19 protein-coding genes, 1 pseudogene and 2 riboswitches are annotated in these 19,331 nt (G+C 70.3%); of the genes and pseudogenes, 12 read left to right on the plus strand and 8 right to left on the minus strand.

The window, feature by feature from the left end:
- Positions 1–66: 66 nt before the first annotated feature.
- Positions 67–843, minus strand: a complete 777-nt coding sequence (locus JN350_RS07505; RefSeq protein WP_205464112.1) for an isocitrate lyase/PEP mutase family protein — start codon at positions 841–843, stop codon at positions 67–69.
- A 110-nt stretch (positions 844–953) separates the two neighbouring features.
- Between JN350_RS07505 and JN350_RS07510 the strand changes: the two genes are divergently transcribed.
- From JN350_RS07510 to JN350_RS07520, 4 genes are all read left to right on the plus strand, one after another.
- A complete protein-coding gene (locus JN350_RS07510) occupies positions 954–1,991 on the plus strand; it encodes a MalY/PatB family protein (RefSeq protein WP_461964183.1) in 1,038 nt (345 codons plus the stop codon).
- Positions 1,958–2,140 (plus strand): hypothetical protein, encoded by a 183-nt coding sequence (locus tag JN350_RS20695; protein ID WP_461964185.1) that lies wholly within the window; start codon positions 1,958–1,960, stop codon positions 2,138–2,140. The genes JN350_RS07510 and JN350_RS20695 overlap by 34 nt, the downstream gene beginning before the upstream one ends.
- A gap of 169 nt (positions 2,141–2,309) precedes the next feature.
- Positions 2,310–2,861, plus strand: coding sequence for a DUF2087 domain-containing protein (locus JN350_RS07515; protein ID WP_205464113.1), 552 nt, complete (start codon positions 2,310–2,312; stop codon positions 2,859–2,861).
- Complete coding sequence (locus tag JN350_RS07520) at positions 2,836–3,048, plus strand: hypothetical protein (RefSeq protein ID WP_205464114.1); 213 nt, start codon at positions 2,836–2,838, stop codon at positions 3,046–3,048. Before JN350_RS07515 ends, JN350_RS07520 begins: the two co-directional genes overlap by 26 nt.
- Positions 3,049–3,078: 30 nt before the next feature.
- On the opposite strand, the gene JN350_RS07525 is transcribed toward JN350_RS07520, so the two are convergent.
- Together JN350_RS07525 and JN350_RS07530 are read right to left on the minus strand one after the other, a co-directional pair.
- Positions 3,079–3,264 carry a hypothetical protein gene (locus JN350_RS07525; protein ID WP_123313312.1) on the minus strand — a complete coding sequence of 62 codons (186 nt, stop codon included), beginning with the start codon at positions 3,262–3,264 and terminating at the stop codon, positions 3,079–3,081.
- Between the two features lie 29 nt (positions 3,265–3,293).
- Entirely contained in the window at positions 3,294–3,782 is a 489-nt protein-coding gene (locus JN350_RS07530; protein ID WP_205464115.1) for a GNAT family N-acetyltransferase, read from the minus strand.
- A 68-nt stretch (positions 3,783–3,850) separates the two neighbouring features.
- Between JN350_RS07530 and JN350_RS07535 the strand changes: the two genes are divergently transcribed.
- Complete coding sequence (locus JN350_RS07535; RefSeq protein ID WP_205464116.1) at positions 3,851–4,735, plus strand: LysR substrate-binding domain-containing protein; 885 nt, start codon at positions 3,851–3,853, stop codon at positions 4,733–4,735.
- A 26-nt stretch (positions 4,736–4,761) separates the two neighbouring features.
- Here the strand turns inward: JN350_RS07535 and JN350_RS07540 are convergent, their stop codons facing one another.
- The 4 genes from JN350_RS07540 to JN350_RS07555 all read right to left on the minus strand — a co-directional run bounded on the left by JN350_RS07540 (position 4,762) and on the right by JN350_RS07555 (position 6,662).
- Positions 4,762–5,016 (minus strand): hypothetical protein, encoded by a 255-nt coding sequence (locus tag JN350_RS07540; RefSeq protein ID WP_111084959.1) that lies wholly within the window; start codon positions 5,014–5,016, stop codon positions 4,762–4,764.
- Entirely contained in the window at positions 5,013–5,426 is a 414-nt protein-coding gene (locus JN350_RS07545) for an FBP domain-containing protein (protein ID WP_461964383.1), read from the minus strand. The genes JN350_RS07540 and JN350_RS07545 overlap by 4 nt, the downstream gene beginning before the upstream one ends.
- Before the next feature lie 110 nt (positions 5,427–5,536).
- Positions 5,537–6,274: a M48 family metalloprotease gene (locus JN350_RS07550; protein ID WP_205464118.1), complete on the minus strand. Its 738-nt coding sequence runs from the start codon at positions 6,272–6,274 to the stop codon at positions 5,537–5,539.
- A gap of 13 nt (positions 6,275–6,287) precedes the next feature.
- Positions 6,288–6,662, minus strand: coding sequence for a BlaI/MecI/CopY family transcriptional regulator (locus JN350_RS07555; protein WP_111084962.1), 375 nt, complete (start codon positions 6,660–6,662; stop codon positions 6,288–6,290).
- A 96-nt stretch (positions 6,663–6,758) separates the two neighbouring features.
- Positions 6,759–6,894: riboswitch (glycine riboswitch) on the plus strand.
- A riboswitch (glycine riboswitch) is annotated at positions 6,895–6,996 on the plus strand.
- Between the two features lie 49 nt (positions 6,997–7,045).
- On the opposite strand from JN350_RS07555, the gene gcvT reads away from it, so the two are divergent.
- The 3 genes from gcvT to gcvP are packed head-to-tail and all read left to right on the plus strand — an operon-like array spanning position 7,046 to position 11,482.
- Positions 7,046–8,164 carry a glycine cleavage system aminomethyltransferase GcvT gene (gene gcvT / locus JN350_RS07560; RefSeq protein ID WP_205464119.1) on the plus strand — a complete coding sequence of 373 codons (1,119 nt, stop codon included), beginning with the start codon at positions 7,046–7,048 and terminating at the stop codon, positions 8,162–8,164.
- 4 nt (positions 8,165–8,168) lie between these two features.
- Positions 8,169–8,546 carry a glycine cleavage system protein GcvH gene (gene gcvH / locus JN350_RS07565; RefSeq protein WP_111084964.1) on the plus strand — a complete coding sequence of 126 codons (378 nt, stop codon included), beginning with the start codon at positions 8,169–8,171 and terminating at the stop codon, positions 8,544–8,546.
- On the plus strand, positions 8,543–11,482 hold the full coding sequence (gene gcvP, locus JN350_RS07570; protein WP_240347607.1) for an aminomethyl-transferring glycine dehydrogenase: 2,940 nt from the start codon (positions 8,543–8,545) through the stop codon (positions 11,480–11,482). The genes gcvH and gcvP overlap by 4 nt, the downstream gene beginning before the upstream one ends.
- An 84-nt stretch (positions 11,483–11,566) precedes the next feature.
- On the opposite strand, the gene JN350_RS07575 is transcribed toward gcvP, so the two are convergent.
- Complete coding sequence (locus tag JN350_RS07575; RefSeq protein WP_240347608.1) at positions 11,567–13,555, minus strand: alpha/beta hydrolase family protein; 1,989 nt, start codon at positions 13,553–13,555, stop codon at positions 11,567–11,569.
- Positions 13,556–13,862: 307 nt separating this feature from the next.
- On the opposite strand from JN350_RS07575, the gene JN350_RS07580 reads away from it, so the two are divergent.
- The 4 genes and pseudogenes from JN350_RS07580 (at position 13,863) to JN350_RS07595 (ending at position 19,326) form a co-directional block, all read left to right on the plus strand.
- Positions 13,863–15,488, plus strand: a complete 1,626-nt coding sequence (locus JN350_RS07580) for a peptide ABC transporter substrate-binding protein (RefSeq protein ID WP_205464120.1) — start codon at positions 13,863–13,865, stop codon at positions 15,486–15,488.
- 228 nt (positions 15,489–15,716) lie between these two features.
- Entirely contained in the window at positions 15,717–16,646 is a 930-nt protein-coding gene (locus JN350_RS07585) for an ABC transporter permease (protein ID WP_123313322.1), read from the plus strand.
- Positions 16,636–17,586 carry an ABC transporter permease gene (locus tag JN350_RS07590; RefSeq protein WP_111084969.1) on the plus strand — a complete coding sequence of 317 codons (951 nt, stop codon included), beginning with the start codon at positions 16,636–16,638 and terminating at the stop codon, positions 17,584–17,586. Before JN350_RS07585 ends, JN350_RS07590 begins: the two co-directional genes overlap by 11 nt.
- Positions 17,583–19,326: pseudogene (locus tag JN350_RS07595) on the plus strand (dipeptide ABC transporter ATP-binding protein). Before JN350_RS07590 ends, JN350_RS07595 begins: the two are co-directional and overlap by 4 nt.
- Positions 19,327–19,331 lie beyond the last annotated feature (5 nt).

A 19,331-nucleotide genomic window follows, 5' to 3' on the forward strand; every position in this document is an offset into this window, starting at 1 on the left:
CGCGACCGAAAGAAAGACGGGAGGCCCGGTGCCAGCTGGCACCGGGCCTCCCGTCCGTCCGCTCCGTCAGTTCAGGGTCGGGGTGTCCTCCGGCACGACGCCGTCGGCGTACAGGTCGGTCGCCAGGTCGCGGAGCGCCCGCAGCGCGACGCGCTGCGTGAGCGGACCGTAGGAGATGCGGGCCACGCCGAGGGCCTCGTACTCGGCGGCCGGCAGGGCACCCGGCAGGCCGATGACCGACAGCTTGCCGCGACCGAGGCCGGCGACGAGCTGCTCGACGACGTCGCGCTGGATCGCGCCGGGCACGAAGACGAGCGCTGCGCCGTTGTCGAGGAACGCCTTGCCGCGCGCGATGGCGTCCGCGATGCTCTCGTCGAGCGGACGGTCGCCGCCGCGGGCGATCGCGTCGGTGCGGGCGTTCAGCTGGAAGTCGACGCCCTCGGCCTGGGCGGCGGCGGTGATCGCGGCGACACGGGCGACGGCCTCGTCGAAGGGGCGCAGACGGTCCTCGACGTTGGCGCCGACGATGCCCGAGCCGATCGCTCGCCGGATGGTCTCGGCGGGGTCCTCGTACCCGTCGTCGAGGTCAGCGGTGACCGGCAGGTCGGTCGCGGCGGCCACGATCGCGGCACCCGACAGCGCGAGGTCGAGGGGCATCCCGCCGTCCTCGTACCCGTAGGACGCGGCGATCGAGTGTCCGGCGGTGGCGATCGCCTTCGTGCCGGGCAGGTCGCTGACGACCTTCGCGGTGATCGCGTCCCACACGTTCACGACGCGGAGGATCTCCGGGGCTTCGTGCAGCTGCTTGAGGGTGGTGGCCTTGTCGGCGGTGCTCGTGCTCATGGGACCGACAGTAGGCGGGGCGACGCCCCGCGTCCCAGGGTGCGCGGAAGACGACGCTGGATGACAGGCGGGCTCGCGCCGGGCCTCCCGGTCGGTGCATGCTGGGACGCATGGCGAGCGACGAGCAGGACCCGGTCGGCACGCTCCGCGGGGTTCGTACGAGCATCAAGTGGACGCGGTACGCGCCCGACGTGCTGCCCCTGTTCGTCGCCGAGATGGACCACGACGTCGCGCCGGAGATCCGGCAGGCCCTGATCGAGCGCGTGTCGCAGTCCGACCTCGGCTACCTCGACGGACCGGGGCCGCTCGCGCCCGCGTTCGCGCAGTTCGCCCTCGACCGCTGGGGCTGGGAGATCGATCCGTCCCGCATCCACCTGGCCACCGACGTCAGCGTCGGCATCGTCGAGTCGCTGCGGCTCGCGCTGCCCGACGGCGGTCGCGTCGCGATCACGCCGCCGGTGTACCCGCCGTTCTTCGAGCTCGTCGACGAGGCCCGATGTCAGGTGGAAGAGGTGCCGCTACTCGAGCAGTGGGGGCAGTACCGACTCGACCTCGAGGGTCTCGAGCGGGCGTTCGCCGGCGGGGTCGGCGTCTTCCTGCTCTGCAACCCGCACAACCCCGTCGGCCTCGTGCACGACCGGGCCGACCTGCTCGCGATCGCCGAACTCGCGGCGAAGTACGACGTCCTCGTCATCAGCGACGAGATCCACGCACCCCTGACCCACCCCGGCGTGCAGTTCACCCCGTTCGCGGCCGTCGCCGAGCCCGTCGGAGCCCGCAGCGTCTGCGTGACCTCGGCGAGCAAGGGGTGGAACCTCGCGGGCGTGAAGTGCTCGATCATCGTCGCCGGTGACGACCGCACCGCCGCGCTCCTCGACACCCTGTGGGAAGAGGTCGCCTGCCGGACGAGCATCCTCGGGCTGCACGCGAACCTCGCCGCGTTCACCGTCGGGACCACGTGGCTCGACGACGTGGTGTCCCGGATCGTGGCCAACGACCGGCTGCTCGCGAAGCTCCTCGCCGAGCACCTGCCCGGTGTGGTCTACACGCGGCCCCGAGCCGGGTACCTGGCGTGGCTCGACTTCCGGGGATCGGGCTCGGCGACGACCCGGCCGTGCCACTGCGGGAGAACGCCTACGTCGCGCTGAACTCGGGGCTCGGGTTCGGGAGCGAGGGGCGTGGGTTCGTCCGCCTCAACCTGGCGTGCTCACCGGAGACGCTGCGCGAAGCCGTGTTCCGCATCGCCTCGGCGTACCCGTCGAGTGCGCAGGAGGGGCTGGTCTGGCACGTCGCGTGAGCGCGTGGCGGTGATGCGTCGTTGCATTCATGGCTCCGGCGGTGGCGTGGGCAGGCCAGACGTTCGGGTTGGAGTACGGGATCATCATCTCGGGAGTGTTGTACACGGCGGTCGCCCTTCTCGTCGGTTCTGGCAAGGGCTGGCGGCGGATCGAAGTGAAGGAGTCATCGTGAACGGAAGACCCGCGGCTGATTGGCGGCCGATCTTCGCTGCTCTTGCCAATGACGACATGCGACGCGTGTACTCGGAGGTCGTGCTCGAGCGTGAGCCGATCGTGGACCCGACGGTTCAGCAGTCGGCACGGACTCGACGAGCGGTGGAAGCGCTGCGCCGCATCGGGCTCATTGATGAGGAAGGCGGCGTGTTGGTCGCGCGCAGCGATCCCTTCTCGAACGCGCTGCGCGCCCAGGCTCCGGACAGATCGGACGGCATCGGCCGGTTCGTGCGTGATGGGCGGATCGTGCAGTACCCGGCACGCCCGTCAGATCGGATGGAGCTCCTGCGGTGGGTGGCCGACCAGGCGCTGGAAGAGGGAGAGACGCTCAGTGAGCAAGCGGTCAACGCGCGGCTCAGCGCATTCCATGACGACTCTGCGGTACTCCGCCGGTACCTGGTCGACGCCGGGCTCGTCGATCGAGACCGTGCCGGAAGTGCGTACAAGCGTGCCCACGGTGTACGCCAAGGAAGAGGCGACGGTGAGCCGTCACGTCGTCCGTGCTGAACGCGCCGCGAAGTACTGGGTCATCTCGATCGACGGCGTCGTCCGGACACAGGCGAAGCGTGAGCGCGAGATCGAGGTCATGGCCCGAGACTGGCTCGCGTTGATGAACGAGCGCGAGCCTGAGTCGTTCGAGCTTGAGATCGACGTGACGCACGCGCGTGCTGCAGGAGGTCGCTTCTCGCGCTGAGGTCGCCTCGTAGCCTCGTGAGCGCCCGGGTCAGTCGATGTACTGGTTGCGCCCGACGACGCGGATCTGCAGGTCGTCGGTGCGGTCCATCGCCAGGATCTCCCGGGCGACGAAGCCGACGGCCGGCCAGCGGTCGACCTCGGTGACCATGAAGCCGTCGATGAACACCTGCCACGCGCCGCGCTCACGGACCGCCTGCACCTCGTACGTCGCCATGTCGCGAGCGTACCGAAACGGCTCTGCCTTCAGCGCAGTTCGAGCGTCATGTGCACGTCGGCGCGGACGTACGGGCTCGGCACGAGCTCGTCGTCGCGCAGGTGCCGGAAGCCGAACGCCTCGTACAGGTGCACGGCGCTGGCCAGCTGCGCGTTGCTCTCGAGGTCGACCCGCTGCGCACCGAGCTCCCGGGCGCGCTCGAGTGCAGTGGCGATGAGCTTCCGACCGGTGCCGTGCCCCTGGTGGCCCGGAGCGACGGCCATCTTCACGAGCTCGAACACCCCCGGCGTCGTCGGGACGATGCCGATGCACCCGATCACCTGGTCGTCGAGTCGTGCGACGAACACGGCGCCGCCGGGCTCGACGACGTGACCGACGGGGTCGCCGAGGAACTTGCGGTCCTCGTCCTCGAGCGCGAAGAACTGCGTGATCCAGGCCTCGTTGAGGACGCGGAACGCCTCGGCGTCGGCGGGGGTGGCGAGGTCGGCGATGGTGACGGTGGAGGTCGCTTCGGGCATGCGTCCATCCTCCGATCCCGATGAGGTCGCGTCCAATACTCGTTCGCTTCGATCGATAGGCTGCGTGCATGGATCGGGATCCGGATGTCGACCTCCGTCAGCTTCGCGCGTTCCTGGCAGTGGCGGACGAACTGCACTTCGGGCGCGCTGCAGAGCGCCTCCGCATCGCACAGCCCGCGCTGTCCCAGCAGATCCGCCGCACGGAACGCGAACTCGGCGTCGACCTGTTCGTCCGGACGAGCCGCAGCGTCGCCCTCACCGCCGCCGGCCGGGTGCTGCGGGGGCGTGCGCGGTCGTTGCTCGGGCAGGTGCGCCGCGACCTCGACGAGACGGTCCGGGTCGGGCGGGGCGAGGCCGGCCGGCTCGACGTCGGTTTCGTCGTCTCCGCGCTGCCCCTCGGGCCGATCGAGCGGGTGCAGGCGTTCCGCGAGCGGTACCCGCTGGTCCGCGTCGACCTGACCGAGGGCTACTCGTCGACGCTCCTCGCCCGCATCGTGCGAGGCGAGCTGGACCTGGCCGTCGTGCGCGACCCGGATCCGGACCCCGCCGTGCGGCTGCTGCCGTTCCGGACCGAGGCGTTCGTCGCGGCGGTCCCGCGCGGACACCGGCTCGCGGACCGGACGGCGATCCGAGGCCCCGAGCTCGTGGACGAGCCCTTCGTGTTCTTCCCGGCCGTGGCCGGTTCACTCGCGACCGAGCGGAACCTCGCTCCGGTCACCGCCGGTGGTCGACGGCCCGCGGTCGTGCAGGAGGCCACGACCTGGGCCACCGTCCTGCACCTGGTGGGTGCGGGACTCGGCGTGACCGTCGCTCCGGAGAGCGCCGCGCTCGCCGCACCGGACACCGTCGTCCTGCTGCCGCTGACCGACAGCGACCACCGCAGCGAGCTGTCGTGGGCGATGCGCGCCGACGACGACCGCGAGATCCTGCGGAACTTCGTCGAAGCCGACTGAGCGACGCCCAGCGGGAAGCGCTCCGCTCAGCCGAGCGCGAGCACCGGCGCCCGGTGGTCGCCGAGCTCGTCGACGTGCCACGGCCGTGCACCCCGCAGGGTCAGCCCGAGCTGCACGAGCACGAACCCGACGTGGGGTTCGACGTCGGGGTCCCACGGCCCTTCGACCCCGAGGCCGAACGCACCGAGTTCGTCGTCGGCCTCGTCACGCAGGGTGAGGCGCCAGCGGCCGTCACCGAGTTCCTCGACCACGGCCCAGCGGGCGGTGCCGAAGCGGCTCACGCCGACTTCATGATGTCCGCGGTGAAGTTCTGCACGCGCTGCAGCAGCGAGGCGCCGCGCATCGCGATCGTCGCCGGCGGGTTGAGGTGCGGAGGAGCGGTGCGGATGAGCATCGAGCACCCGAGGTCCTCGCAGATGTAGGTGCCGATCGTGTTGCCGTTGCGCCCGGCCTCGCCCGCACGGGGTGCCGAGAACAGCCGCACCTGCGTCGCCGGCTGCGGGGAGTGGCAGAACGAGCACATCGCGGCGATGCCGGCGCGCAGGGAGCCGCCCGCGGCACGGACGATGATGCCCACGGGGCGGTCGTCGATCCAGGACACGATGTACCCGCGGCGGGCGGCCTGCGGGTCGCGCCAGCCCAGGAACTCGCGCTCGTCCCAGAGCATCTCGTGCAGGCCGGGGATCGGCAGCTGCTCGAGCCTCGTCGGGGGTGGCGTTGACGAACGAGGATCGGATGTCGGCTTCGGTCAGTGGCTTCACGGTCCGATCACCATATGCCTCGCCTCCGACACGTGCTCGCTCAGGAGAGACGGGAGGCCCGGATCGCCCCGAGCGCGCTGCTCTCGTCCGCCACCAGGACGGCCCGGCGCAGCGCGTCGCGTCCGACGCGTCGGGCTGCGGCGTCGTCGGCGGCGAACTCCACGAGGACGCGCGTCGAGCGCGCCATGGCGCGCGCACCGGGCACCCACGGGACCGCACGCTCGATCGATTCCGCGACCGCGACCGCCGCCGCGTGGTGCTGGGTCAGGTGGGCGCGTTCGTGGGCGACCACGGCCTCCAGTTCGTCCGTCCGCAACCGGTCTGCCAAGCCGGTGCTGACCAGCACACCGCCGCTCCGTCCGGGCACCGCGCAGGCCAGGGCGTGTTCCGCGTCGACGACGGCCACCGGGGTGCCGTCGATCTCGCGGTGCGGCGCGACGCCGGAGCGCATGGCCTGGCGGACGGCCTCGTGCTCGGGTCCGGGGCGGACGCGGACGGCGACGACGAACGCGATGACCGCGAGCAGTGCGACACCGACGTTGAAGCCGTGCGTGGGGGAACCGTCCCCGCCGAGGAGCTCGCTCAGCGGGCGATCGGCGAGCACGACGAGCGCGATGCCGGCGACGAAGCCGACGACGCCGAGCAGCACCGCGAGTGACCAGCACACCAGTGCGGTGCGCGGCCGGTCGATGGTCCAGGCGGACCGGGTCAGCACCCTCGGGGCGAACACGACCACCAGCAGGGCGAGGACGATGAGCGCGATGCCGGCGACGACCACGGAGCGGCCCCGGTCAGGAACGTGCGCGGGCGTCGAGGGCGCGGCGGAGGGCTTCGAGGTCGTCGGAGGCGAGCGAGCCGGTGAACTGCAGCAACGCTGCTTCACGGTCGGCCGAGGCGGCGAGCGCGCTCGACATGAGGGACGCGGTCTGTTCGTCGCGACTGTGCACGGCGCGGAAGCTCAGCGGGGCGTCGTCGTGCTCCTGCCGCTCCACCTGGCCCTTGCGTCCGAGCCGGTCGAGGACGGTGAGCACCGTGGTCAGCGCCGGCCGGGGCTCCGGGAACGCATCGAGCACCTGCCGTGCGGTGAGGCCGTCGGTCACGGAGCGGAGCGCGTCGAGCACCGCTTGCTCGAGCTGCCCCCTGGGGCGTGATCGCTGTCCGGCCATCCCCGCATTCTACGAGATGTCGAAGGCCGGCACACGACACACGTTCGTAACGCGGTCTCGGTATGCTCGGCGCGGACAACTGAACACACCGGCCGCTCATCCGTCGCGGGAGACGCCGTGCAGTGCCCACGGGTACATCGTGCCCTCGGGCACACCGCGCCCTCGGGCGCACGCACGGCACCGAAGGAGCAAACCCCCGTCAATCTCTCAGGTCCCACACCGCAGCGGACAGGCCACTCTGAAAAGCAGACGCTCAGTCGTCTCGCCCACGGTGAAAGCCGCCGGACCTCACGGGCCGCGGTGAAACTCTCAGGCCCATGACAGAGGGGGAGTTCCACCCGGCGATCGTCGCCGGGTCCTGCTGATGCCAGGAGAACTCCGCCATGAGTCCGACGCCACTGCGTTCGTCCCCGCTCGAACCCGCGCACGAAGCCGCCGGTGCGACCTTCACCGACTTCGCCGGGTACCGCATGCCCGTGCGCTACTCGTCCGACCTCGCCGAGCACCACGCGGTGCGCCAGTCGGCCGGGGTCTTCGACCTGTCGCACATGGCCGAGATCGGCGTCACCGGTCCGGACGCCGTCGCGTTCCTCGACCACGCGCTCGCCGGGTCGTTCGGTGCGATGCCGCTCGGCCGCGCGAAGTACTCCCTGCTGCTGGCCGAGGACGGCGGGATCCTCGACGACCTCGTCGTGTACCGCACCGACGACGACGTGTTCCTCGTCGTCGCGAACGCCTCGAACCGCGAGGTCGCCGTCGCCGCGCTGTCCGCGCGCACCGACGGCTTCGACGTCGCGGTGTCGGACGACTCGGACAGCACCGCACTCGTCGCGATCCAGGGCCCCGCGGCCGCCGGCACGCTCGACGCCCTCGTCGTCGCCGACCGCCTGCAGCCGGAGAGCCCGCTCGACGACCTCGGCTACTACCGCGCCCTGCACGCCGTGTTCGACGGCTCCGAGGTGCTCGTCGCCCGCACCGGGTACACCGGCGAGGACGGCTTCGAGCTGTACAGCGCACCCGAGGTCGCCCCGGCGATCTGGGACGCGCTGCTCGAGGCCGGCGCCGACCGCGGTGTCGTCCCCGCCGGGCTCGCGGCGCGCGACACCCTGCGGCTCGAGGCCGGCATGCCCCTGTACGGGCACGAGCTCAGCACCGACGTGCGACCCGCCCAGGCAGGGCTCGGCCGCGTGGTCGCCAAGACCGGTGACTTCGTCGGTGCTGCCGGGGTCGCGCCGTCGGACGACGCCCGCGTGCTCGTCGGGCTCGTCACCGAGGGTCGCCGCGCCCCGCGTGCCGGCTACGACGTGGTGCACGACGGCACGGTCGTCGGCACCGTCACCTCGGGTGCCCTCTCGCCGACGCTCGGCCACCCCGTCGCGATGGCCTTCGTCGACCCCGCGCTCGCCGCCGAGGGACAAGTCCTGCACATCGACGTCCGCGGGACGGCCATCCCCAGCACCGTCACCGCGTTCCCCTTCTACCGCCGCCCCTCGAAAGGCTGATGTCATGACCGACCAGACCGCACTCCAGTACACGGCCGACCACGAGTGGCTCCTCGTCGAGGGCGACACCGTCACCGTCGGCATCACCGACCACGCCGCCGAGCAACTCGGTGACGTCGTCTACGTCGAGCTCCCCGCCGTCGGCACCGCCACCACCGCGGGCGAGCAGATCGGCGAGATCGAGTCCACCAAGAGCGTCGGCGAGCTCTTCGCGCCGATCGAGGGCGAGGTCGTCGCGGTCAACGACGCCGTGGTCGACGCCCCCGACACCGTCAACCAGGACCCGTTCGGCACCGGCTGGCTCGTCAAGATCAAGGTCGACGGCACCTCGTTCCCCGAGGACCTGATGGACCACGACGCGTACCGGGCGTCCATCGCATGACCGGCCCCGACGACCAGCAGGTGTTCCAGAACCTGCAGACCTCGTTCGCCGACCGCCACATCGGCACCACCCCGGCCGACCAGCAGACGATGCTCGACACCGTCGGCCGGCCGTCGCTCGACGCCCTGGTCCGCGCCGCGATCCCGGAGTCGATCCACGCGGCACCCGTCACCGACTCGGTGATCCCTGCCGCCGTCGGCGAGACCGAGGCGCTCGCCGAACTCCGCGCCAAGGCCGGGCGCAACACCGTCCGCCGCGCCATGATCGGGCTCGGGTACCACGGCACCCACACCCCCGCCGTGATCCAGCGGAACGTGCTCGAGAACCCGAGCTGGTACACGGCCTACACGCCGTACCAGCCGGAGATCTCCCAGGGCCGGCTCGAGGCGCTCATCAACTTCCAGACGATGGTCTCCGACCTGACGGGCATGGCCACCGCCGGCGCCTCGATGCTCGACGAGGGCACCGCCGTGGTCGAGGGCATGCTCCTCGCCCGCCGCGCCTCCAAGGTGAAGGGCGACGCGTTCCTGGTCGACGACGACCTGCTGCCGCAGACCCGCGCGCTGCTCGACCACCGCGCCGACGCCGTCGGCATCACGCTGCGTGCGTTCGACCCCGTCGCCGGGCCGACCGACGAGCAGCTCGACGGCGCCTTCGGCGTGATCATGCAGTACCCCGGTGCCTCCGGCCGGATCGTCGACCCGTCGTCGATCATCGAGCGCGTCCACGCCGGCGGCGGCATCGCCGTCGTCGCGGCCGACCTGCTCGCCATGACCCTGCTCGCCAGCCCCGGTGACCTGGGTGCCGACGTCGCCGTGGGGACGAGCCAGCGCTTCGGCGTCCCGCTCGGCTTCGGCGGCCCGCACGCCGGCTACCTCGCCGTCCGCGCCGGGCTCGAACGCCAGCTGCCCGGTCGCCTGGTCGGGGTGTCCTTCGATGCCGACGGTGCGATGGCCTACCGCCTCAGCCTGCAGACCCGCGAGCAGCACATCCGCCGCGAGAAGGCGACGAGCAACATCTGCACCGCGCAGGTCCTGCTCGCCGTGATGGCCTCGATGTACGCCGTCTACCACGGGCCCGAGGGGCTGCGCTTCATCGCGGACCGGGTCGCCCGGACGACGTCGGCGCTCGCCGCGGTCGCCCGTGACGCCGGGCTCCAGGTCGTGCACGACGCCTTCTTCGACACGCTCACCCTGCGGGCCACGGGTCGCGCCGGGGCGGTCGTCGCCGCGGCACAGGACGCCGACTTCCTGCTGCACCAGGTGGACGAGGACGTGTTCCAGCTCTCCGTCGACGAGACGACCACGCCCGACGACGTCACCCGACTGGCGGGCGTGTTCGGGGCCGTGGACGTGACCGTCCCTGCGACCGAGGCAGCCGTCCGTGACGCGGCCGCGGGCCTCCCGGCCGGTCTGGTGCGCACGAGTGAGTACCTGACGCACCCCGTCTTCAGCGCACACCGCAGCGAGACCCGCATGATGCGGTACCTCAAGCACCTGGCGGACAAGGACTACGCGCTCGACCGCGGCATGATCCCGCTCGGCAGCTGCACGATGAAGCTCAACGCGGCGACCGAGATGGCCGCGGTGACGTGGCCGGAGTTCGCGAACATCCACCCGTTCGCGCCGCGCGGCGACGTCGAGGGCTACCTCGACATGATCGGTGACCTGGAGTCCTGGCTGGCCGAGGTCACCGGGTACGACACCGTGTCCCTGCAGCCCAACGCGGGCAGCCAGGGCGAGCTCGCCGGACTCCTCGCGATCCGCGGCTACCACCTGGCGAACGGCGGCACCGAGCGCACCGTCTGCCTGATCCCGTCGAGCGCGCACGGCACGAACGCGGCCTCGGCGGTCCTCGCCGGCATGAAGGTCGTCGTGGTCGCCTGCGACGAGAACGGCAACGTCGACCTCGCCGACCTCCGCGCGAAGACGGAACAGCACGCCGACACGCTCGCGGCGCTGATGATCACGTACCCGTCGACCCACGGCGTGTACGAGCACGACATCCGCGAGATCTGCGACGCCGTGCACGACGTCGGCGGCCAGGTCTACGTCGACGGCGCGAACCTCAACGCACTGCTCGGCCACGCCCGCTTCGGCGACTTCGGCGGCGACGTCTCGCACCTCAACCTGCACAAGACCTTCTGCATCCCGCACGGCGGCGGCGGACCCGGTGTCGGTCCGGTCGCGGCGAAGGCACACCTGGCGCCGTACCTGCCGGGGCACCCGTTCGCCCAGCAGGCCGACCGACGGCCCGGATCGACCGCGGCCGAGGCCGACGACCGCCTGGCGCACGCCGGCGGGCCGGTCAGCGCGGCACCGTACGGCAGCCCGAGCATCCTGCCCATCACGTGGACCTACGTCCGGATGATGGGGCTCGAGGGCCTCACCCGCGCGACCGAGGCAGCCGTGCTCGGGGCGAACTACATCGCGGCCCGACTGCGCGACGCGTTCCCGGTGCTCTACACGGGCGAGGACGGCCTCGTGGCGCACGAGTGCATCCTCGATCTGCGTCCGCTGCGCGACACCACCGGCATCACCGTCGACGACGTCGCGAAGCGCCTGGTCGACTACGGCTTCCACGCCCCGACCATGTCGTTCCCGGTCGCCGGCACCCTGATGGTCGAGCCGACCGAGAGCGAGGACCTGGCGGAGCTCGACCGCTTCGTCGACGCGATGCTCGCCATCCGTGCCGAGGCCTCGGCGGTGGAGCGCGGGGAGTGGCCGGCGGACGACAACCCGCTCGTGCACGCCCCGCACACGGCGTCGTCGGTGATCTCGGGAGAGTGGGAGCACGCCTACACCCGCGAGCAGGCCGTCTACCCGCTGCCGGGCATCAGCGGCCGCAAGTACTGGCCGCCGGTGCGCCGGATCGACCAGGCCTACGGCGACCGCAACCTGGTGTGCGCGTGCCCGCCGGTGGAGGCGTTCGCCTAGCGAACCGCGTCCTCGACGCACCAACGAGATGACGGGAGGCCCGTGGCGGACCCGCCACGGGCCTCCCGTCCGTCGTCAGCCCGGTCAGGCGACCGGCGTGACGGGCAGGTGCTCCGCCCACCACGCGAGGACGTGCTCGAACCGCTGCACACGGTGCCACGGCGTGCCGGAGCGGGAGAGCTCGTGGCCCTCGCCCGGGAACACGAGGAACGACGCGTCGACCCCCGCGCGCCGGAGGGCCACGAACTGGCGCTGCCCCTGCTCGATCGGGCAGCGCCAGTCCGCTTCCGAGTGCGCGACCATGAACGGGATGGTGACCTGCGCGGCGTACGTCAGCGGGCTCCGGCGACGCTGCTCCTCGGGGTCGGCACCGACGTAGGCGTCGGCGAAGTACCAACCGATGTCGGAGCTGCCCGCGAACGAGTCCCACGCGTTCACGGCGCGCTCGCTCCACGCGGCGACGAACCGCTCGCCGTGGTGCGCGGCGACCCAGCTCGTCATGAACCCGCCGTAGGAGCCACCCATGATGCCGACGCGTGCCGCGTCGAGGTCCGGGCGCTCGAGCGCTGCGTCGAGCAGGGCGAGCACGTCGTCGACGTCGACGGTGCCCATCGCCCCGATGACCGCGCGGCCGTGGTCGAGGCCGTACCCGCCGGATCCGCGCGGATTGCCGATGACGACGGCGTACCCGGCACTGGCGTACACCTGCGCCTCGTCGAAGAACGCCCAGGTGTCCTGGCCGAACGGTCCGCCGTGCACGACGCGGAGGACGGGGTGCGGCCCCTCGCCCTCGGGCAGGACGACCCAGCCGTGCACCGGGGTGCCGTCGGGAGCGGTGCCGGTGAGCTCCTCGATGCGGCGGACCCCGGGGGCCGATGCCTCGGACCGGAGCGGCGCCGCGTAGTCGGTGACGACCGTGGGGACGGCGTCCTCGGATGCGGTCAGGTCGACCACGTGCACCTCGCCGGGCGAGTCCGTCGTGGCAGCCGTGGCGACCAGGACGTCCCCGTCGACGTCGAAGCCCGAGACGACCAGACGGCCCCCGAGGACGACCCCGAGTTCGTCGAGCCGAAGCGGAGCCGTCGTGCCGGTGGGGACCCGACGGACGCTGACGGTGCCTCGGTCGAGCACCGTCACGAGGACGTCGTCGCGGTGGAACACCGGCGTGCCGGTGACGTCGACGGTTTCACGGGCGGTGAGCCGTACCGGATCGGAGCCGTCCGCCGCGACCCAGAGTCCTTCGGGTTCGCCGACCAGCTGCCCGTCGCGGTGCGACGCCCCGACGTAGTGGACGGTACGGTCCGGGGCGATCGCGATCGAGCTGACCGAGCCCTCGGTCCGGATCGCCAGCGCCATCGTGCCGTCGGACGCGTCGACGCGGTACAGGTCGTCGTCGTGGGTCTCACGCTCGCCGAGGTCCCGCGGGGCGGCGACGAGGAGCGCGCTGCCGTCCGGGTACCAGGCCGGCGCGGAGACCGAGCAGGGCGCGCTCGTGAGCGGGGAGTCCACCGGTGCCGCTGCGGGGTCGGTGACGTCGACGACCACGATCTGCTGCGGCTTGTCGAGCAGGTACCCCGTGCCGTCGACGTGGAAGTCGAGCCGGGACACGAGCCGCGGCGCCTCGGCGTCCGCTGCCGGACGACGGTCGCCGCCGGGGACCTCGGAGCCGTAGCGTCCGGGTTCGGGGAAACGTGCGGCCACGGCGACGCGTGTCGAGTCGGGCGACCAGACCGGGGTGCCGGCGCCGAGCGGCAGGGCGGTGACGACGCGGGCCTCGCCGCCGTGCACCGGCGCCACGGCGAGCTGCGGGTGTGCGACGCCGTGGTCGTCCTGGACGGACCGGAGGAAGGCGAGCGAGCGACCGTCGGGGGACAGGGCTGGCGACGAGTCGCGGTCGCCGGACGTCCAGCGGACCGCGCCCTCGGTGGTCACACGTTCGATGGTGCTCTGGTACGCGTCCTGCTCGAGGTCCGGACGGGAGACCGCGACGAAGGCCGCTCCGCCGTCCCCGGGATCGCCGCTGACGGTGGGGGAGGAGGGGACGTGGAGATGGGGGATGTCGTTCGCGAGCACGTGTTCACGGTACGGCTGGTGCGGCACGGATGCCCGGGTCCTGAGGCGGCCTCGGAACACGTCTTCCTTTGCACAGAACTGTGTCGCAGTGCAACGAATTTCATGCAGATGCAACAAAAGCGCGAGGGCGTTCAGCAAGCGCGCGAATCTTGCATCTTCTCGCAAGGATCGTGCAAGTTGGTTACCGGCTTGTAACCGTTCGCTCCAGGGTTTGGAGGCTGCTGTCCACCTTGCCTACAGTGCAGATGTCAAACGCGCCCGGGTGACACCGCTGTGCCCTTGCGCGTCCCATGCACCAGGAGGAACCTTGATCAAGAAGCGCGCCGGGCTCACAGCCCTCGCCGTGCTCGGGGCCACAGCACTCGCCCTGACCGCCTGCTCCAGCAACAGCAACAGTGGGGGTGGCTCGGGCTCGTCCAACGCCTCGGGCATCGTCACGACCAACGGCAGCGAGCCGCAGAACCCGCTGATCCCGTCGAACACCACCGAGACCGGTGGCGGCAAGATCATCGACTCGCTCTTCGAGGGCCTCGTGTCCTACGACGCCGACGGCAAGTCCGTCAACGAGGTCGCGAAGAGCATCGACACCGATGACTCGAAGACCTTCGACATCAAGCTGAACACGAACTACACGTTCACGAACGGCGAGAAGGTCACCGCGGAGTCCTTCACCAAGGCCTGGAACTGGGCCGCGCAGAAGTCGAACGCCCAGGGCGCCAGCTACTTCTTCGAGAACATCGAGGGCTACGACGCCGACAAGGACTCGGAGCTCACGGGCCTCAAGGTCGTCGACGACGACGAGTTCACCGTCACGCTGAAGTCGGCCCAGTCGGACTTCCCGCTGTCGCTCGGCTACTCGGCGTTCGTGCCGCTGCCGTCCTCGTTCTACGACGACACCAAGGCGTTCGGTGAGAACCCGATCGGCAACGGTCCGTACAAGCTCGACGGCAAGAAGGCCTGGACGCACAACCAGTCCATCAAGCTCGTCACCAACAAGGACTACGAGGGCAAGCGCAAGCCGAAGAACGGTGGTCTGACGATCACGTTCTACGCCTCGCAGGACACCGCGTACTCCGACGCGCAGGGCGGCAACCTCGACGTCCTCGACGCCGTGCCGGACAGCGCCTTCAAGACGTACAAGTCGGACTTCCCGGACTCGAACGTCAACCAGCCGGCCGCCATCTTCCAGGCGATCTACCTGCCGTACTACCTCGACCACTGGAAGGGCGAGGAAGGCACGCTGCGTCGTGAGGCCGTCTCGATGGCCATCAACCGCAAGCAGATCACCGACAAGATCTTCGACGGCACGCGCACCCCGGCGAAGGACTTCACGTCGCCGGTCATCGCTGGTTGGAACGACGACCTCGAGGGCTCCGACGTCCTGGACTACAACGAGTCCGAGGCGAAGAAGCTGTGGGCCGAGGCCGACAAGATCTCGAAGTACGACGACACCCTCACCATCACGTACAACGCCGACGGTGGGCACGAGGCGTGGGTGACCGCGGTCACGAACTCGATCTCGAACACGCTCGGCATCAAGGCCGAGGGCAACGCGATCCCGACGTTCCAGGAGGCCCTCGACCTCCAGACGAACGACAAGCTCACGGGCGGCAGCCGCACCGGTTGGCAGGCCGACTACCCGTCGCTGTACAACTTCCTCGGCCCGACCATGGGTGAGGGCTCGTCGAACAACTACTCGCGGTACGACTCCAAGGAGTACAACGAGCTGCTCGCCGAGGGCCGTTCGGCCGCCACGGTCGAAGAGGGCAACAAGGCCTTCGACCAGGCCCAGGAGCTCCTGTTCAAGGACCTCCCGGAGATCCCGCTCTGGTACTCGAACGTCACCGGTGTCTGGAACGCCGACAACGTGTCCAACGTGAAGTTCGGTTGGAACTCGGTGCCGCTGTACTACGACATCGAGGTCAAGAAGTAACACCGCTCTCCTCGAGAGCACCGCGTGGGCAGGTATCCTGCCTCGCGACCACCGGACGGGGGTTCGGGGACCACAACGGTCCCCGAACCCCCGTACCACGGCGGCAACACCTTCCCCCACCACATCGGGCGCCGTCGCCCGAACCGGACATCCGTGCCGACCCTCGGAACGTCCACCCCTCACCACAATGAACCTGATCGACATCGCTCCGGACCGGGCAGGGATCTGATGCTCTGGTACCTCGGCAAGCGCCTCCTGCAACTCATCCCCGTGTTCTTCGGGGCCACGTTCCTCATCTACTTCATGGTGTTCTCGCTGCCCGGCGACCCCATCGCAGCGCTGTTCGGCGACCGCCAGCCGTCGCCGCAGGTCATCGAGACCCTGCGCCAGCAGTACAACCTGGACAAGCCGTTCATCGTCCAGTACCTGCTCTGGATCGGCGGCGTGTTCCGCGGCGACCTCGGCGTGACCTACTCCGGTCTGCCGGTCAGCCAGCAGCTCGCCTCCGCGTTCCCGATCACCGCTCGTCTCGCGATCCTCGCGCTCGTGTTCGAGGCCGTCGCCGGCATCGTCGTCGGTGTCATCGCGGGTCTGCGCAAGGGCAAGCTGTTCGACGCCACCGCGCTCGTCGTCTCGCTGCTGCTCATCTCGGTGCCGACCTTCGTCGTCGGGTTCGTGCTGCAGTACGTGTTCGGCATCAAGCTCGGGTTGTTCCGGGTCACGGTGTCCGGGCAAGCGCCGTGGGACGAACTGGTCCTGCCGGCGATCGTCCTGGCGTCCGTGTCGTTCGCCTACATCGTGCGGCTCACCCGTGCGAGCGTGGCCGAGAACACCACGGCGGACTTCGTGCGCACCGCCACCGCCAAGGGCCTGCCCCGCCGTCGTGTGGTCGGCGTGCACATCTTCCGGAACTCGCTCATCCCCGTGGTGACCTACCTGGGTGTCGACATCGGCAACCTGATGGTCGGTGCGATCGTCACCGAGGGCATCTTCAACATCAACGGTGTCGGCGGCACGGTGTTCCGCGCCGTCAAGCTCGGTGAGGGCCCGACGGTGGTCTCCTTCGTCGCCGTGATGGTCATCATCTTCATGCTCGCCAACCTCCTGGTGGACCTGCTCTACGCCGTCCTGGACCCGAGGATCCGCTATGCCAAGTAACGCCGCACCCCGCTCGGCGACGCACTTCGTCGCCCCGCTCGAGGAAACGCCCCTGCAGGCGATCGACCAGGTCAACGAGGACGAGAAGACCCGTTCCCTCTGGACCGACGCCTGGGAGTCCATGCGGACCCGCCCGACGTTCTGGATCTCCTCGATCCTGATCCTGCTGATCATCGTCGTCGCGGTCTTCCCGGGGCTCTTCGCCCACGTCGACCCGCGTGCGTCGAACCTCGACAACAGCGACGGCGGACCCGAGGCCGGGCACATCCTCGGCTTCACGCGTCAGGGCTCCGACGTCTACGCCCGCGTGATCTGGGGCGCCCAGAACTCGCTCATCGTCGGCATCGTCGCGACCGTCCTGGTGTCGCTCGTCGGCATCGTGATCGGTGCGCTGGCCGGGTTCTACGGCGGCTGGCTCGACACGATCGTGTCCCGCATCGGTGACATCTTCTTCTCGATCCCCACCGTCCTCGGTGCGATCGTGATCATGTCGGTCATCCCGGCGCGGAACGCGATCACCGTCGCGCTCGTGCTCGCCGCGTTCGCCTGGCCGCAGATCGCCCGCATCATGCGCGGTGCCGTCCTGAGCGCCAAGCAGGCGGACTACGTCATGGCGTCGGCGGCCCTGGGCGTCAGCCGGTTCAAGACGCTCGTGCGCCACGTCATCCCGAACTCGCTGGCTCCGGTCATCGTGGTCGCGACCGTCTCGCTCGGCACGTTCATCGTGGCCGAGGCGACCCTGTCGTTCCTCGGCATCGGACTGCCGCCGTCGGCCCTCAGCTGGGGTCTCGACATCGGTACGGCACAGACCTCGATCCGCACCAACCCGTCGACGATCTTCTGGCCGTCGGCCGCGCTGTCCATCACCGTGCTCGCGTTCCTGCTCCTCGGTGACGTGGTGCGCGACGCGCTCGACCCGAAGGCGAGGGCCCGCCGATGAGCGAGACGCTGACCAACCCCACCGGCCGACGCACCAACGCCGACGGCGCCCCGCTGCTCGAGATCCGCGACCTGCAGGTCGGCTTCAAGACGCAGTCCGGTCTCGTGCAGGCCGTGCGCAGCGTCGACCTCACCCTCGAGCAGGGTGAGCGTCTGGCCATCGTCGGCGAGTCCGGCTCCGGCAAGTCGACGAGCGCCCAGGCCATCATCAAGCTGCTGCCCGGCACCGGCCAGGTCACCGGCGGGTCGATCAAGTTCAACGGGCGCGAGGCTCGTCGGGCTGAGCGACAAGGAGATGTCCGAGATCCGCGGGAAGGAGATCGGCTACGTCCCGCAGGACCCGATGTCGAACCTCAACCCGCTGTGGTCGATCGGTTTCCAGGTCGAGGAGGCGATCCGTGCGAACGGCATGGCCACCGGCAAGAAGGCCGTCCGCGACCGCGCGATCGAGGTCCTGAAGGAAGCGGGCCTCGGCGACGCCGCGAACCGCCTCAAGCAGTACCCGCACGAGTTCTCCGGCGGTATGCGGCAGCGCGTGCTCATCGGCATCGGTCTGTCGAGCCGCCCGCAGCTGCTCATCGCCGACGAGCCGACGAGCGCGCTCGACGTCACCGTCCAGCGCGTCATCCTCGACCACCTCGAGAGCCTGACCCGCGACTTCGGCACCTCGGTGCTGTTCATCACGCACGACCTCGGCCTCGCGGCTGAGCGCGCCGAGAAGCTCGTCGTGATGTACAAGGGCCAGGTCGTCGAGGCCGGTCCCTCGAAGGAGATCCTGGCCAACCCGCAGCACCCGTACACGCAGCGCCTGGTCGCCGCGGCGCCCTCGCTCGCGAGCCGTCGCATCCAGTCGAAGGTGCAGCACGAGCGCATCGAGATCGCCGACGCCGGCAGCGACGACGCCGAGCTCATCGCCCGGGCGCAGGAGCGCGAGCACCGCCCCGCCGAGGACCTCATCGTGGTGAAGAACCTCGAGAAGATCTACAAGCTGCGTGGCAAGAGCCTCGCCACCCGCGAGCTCAAGGCCGTCGACGACGTGTCGTTCGCGATCCCGAAGGGCACCACCACGGCGCTCGTCGGCGAGTCCGGTTCGGGCAAGTCGACCGTCGCCAAGCTGGTGCTGCAGCTCGAGAGCATCTCGAGCGGCACCGTGCAGTTCGACGGCATCGACATCGGCGCGCTGAAGGGCAAGGACCTCTTCGACTTCCGCCGTCGCGTGCAGCCGGTGTTCCAGGACCCGTACGGCTCCCTGGACCCGATGTACAACGTCGGGAACACGATCGCTGAGCCGCTCGCCACGCACAAGGTGGGCGACAAGGCATCGCGTCGGGCCCGCGTGCTCGAGCTGCTCGATCAGGTCGCGCTGCCGAAGTCGATGGTCAACCGCTACCCGAACGAGCTCTCGGGTGGGCAGCGGCAGCGCATCGCCGTCGCCCGCGCGCTCGCGCTCAAGCCGGAGGTCATCGTCCTCGACGAGGCCGTCTCCGCGCTCGACGTGCTCGTGCAGGGGCAGATCCTCGACCTGCTGACGGAGCTGCAGACCGAACTCGGCCTGACCTACCTGTTCATCACGCACGACCTGGCGGTCGTCCGCCTGGTCGCGGACAACGTGTGCGTCATGCGCCAGGGCAAGATCGTCGAGAAGGCGACGACCGACGAGGTCTTCGCCGCCCCGAAGGAGCAGTACACGAAGGACCTCCTGGCCGCCATCCCCGGCGCCGGGTTCGAGTTCGGACGCTGATCCTG

This window comes from Curtobacterium sp. 24E2 (assembly GCF_016925595.1).
Taxonomy (GTDB): domain Bacteria; phylum Actinomycetota; class Actinomycetes; order Actinomycetales; family Microbacteriaceae; genus Curtobacterium.

Coding starts and splice junctions, on each gene's coding strand:
- JN350_RS07505 (WP_205464112.1), bottom strand. CDS start 843: ATGAGCACGAGCACCGCCGACAAGGCCACCACCCTCAAGCAGCTGCAC.
- JN350_RS07510 (WP_461964183.1), top strand. CDS start 954: ATGGCGAGCGACGAGCAGGACCCGGTCGGCACGCTCCGCGGGGTTCGT.
- JN350_RS07525 (WP_123313312.1), bottom strand. CDS start 3,264: ATGGCGACGTACGAGGTGCAGGCGGTCCGTGAGCGCGGCGCGTGGCAG.
- JN350_RS07530 (WP_205464115.1), bottom strand. CDS start 3,782: ATGCCCGAAGCGACCTCCACCGTCACCATCGCCGACCTCGCCACCCCC.
- JN350_RS07535 (WP_205464116.1), top strand. CDS start 3,851: ATGGATCGGGATCCGGATGTCGACCTCCGTCAGCTTCGCGCGTTCCTG.
- JN350_RS07555 (WP_111084962.1), bottom strand. CDS start 6,662: ATGGCCGGACAGCGATCACGCCCCAGGGGGCAGCTCGAGCAAGCGGTG.
- gcvT (WP_205464119.1), top strand. CDS start 7,046: ATGAGTCCGACGCCACTGCGTTCGTCCCCGCTCGAACCCGCGCACGAA.
- gcvH (WP_111084964.1), top strand. CDS start 8,169: ATGACCGACCAGACCGCACTCCAGTACACGGCCGACCACGAGTGGCTC.
- gcvP (WP_240347607.1), top strand. CDS start 8,543: ATGACCGGCCCCGACGACCAGCAGGTGTTCCAGAACCTGCAGACCTCG.
- JN350_RS07585 (WP_123313322.1), top strand. CDS start 15,717: ATGCTCTGGTACCTCGGCAAGCGCCTCCTGCAACTCATCCCCGTGTTC.
- JN350_RS07590 (WP_111084969.1), top strand. CDS start 16,636: ATGCCAAGTAACGCCGCACCCCGCTCGGCGACGCACTTCGTCGCCCCG.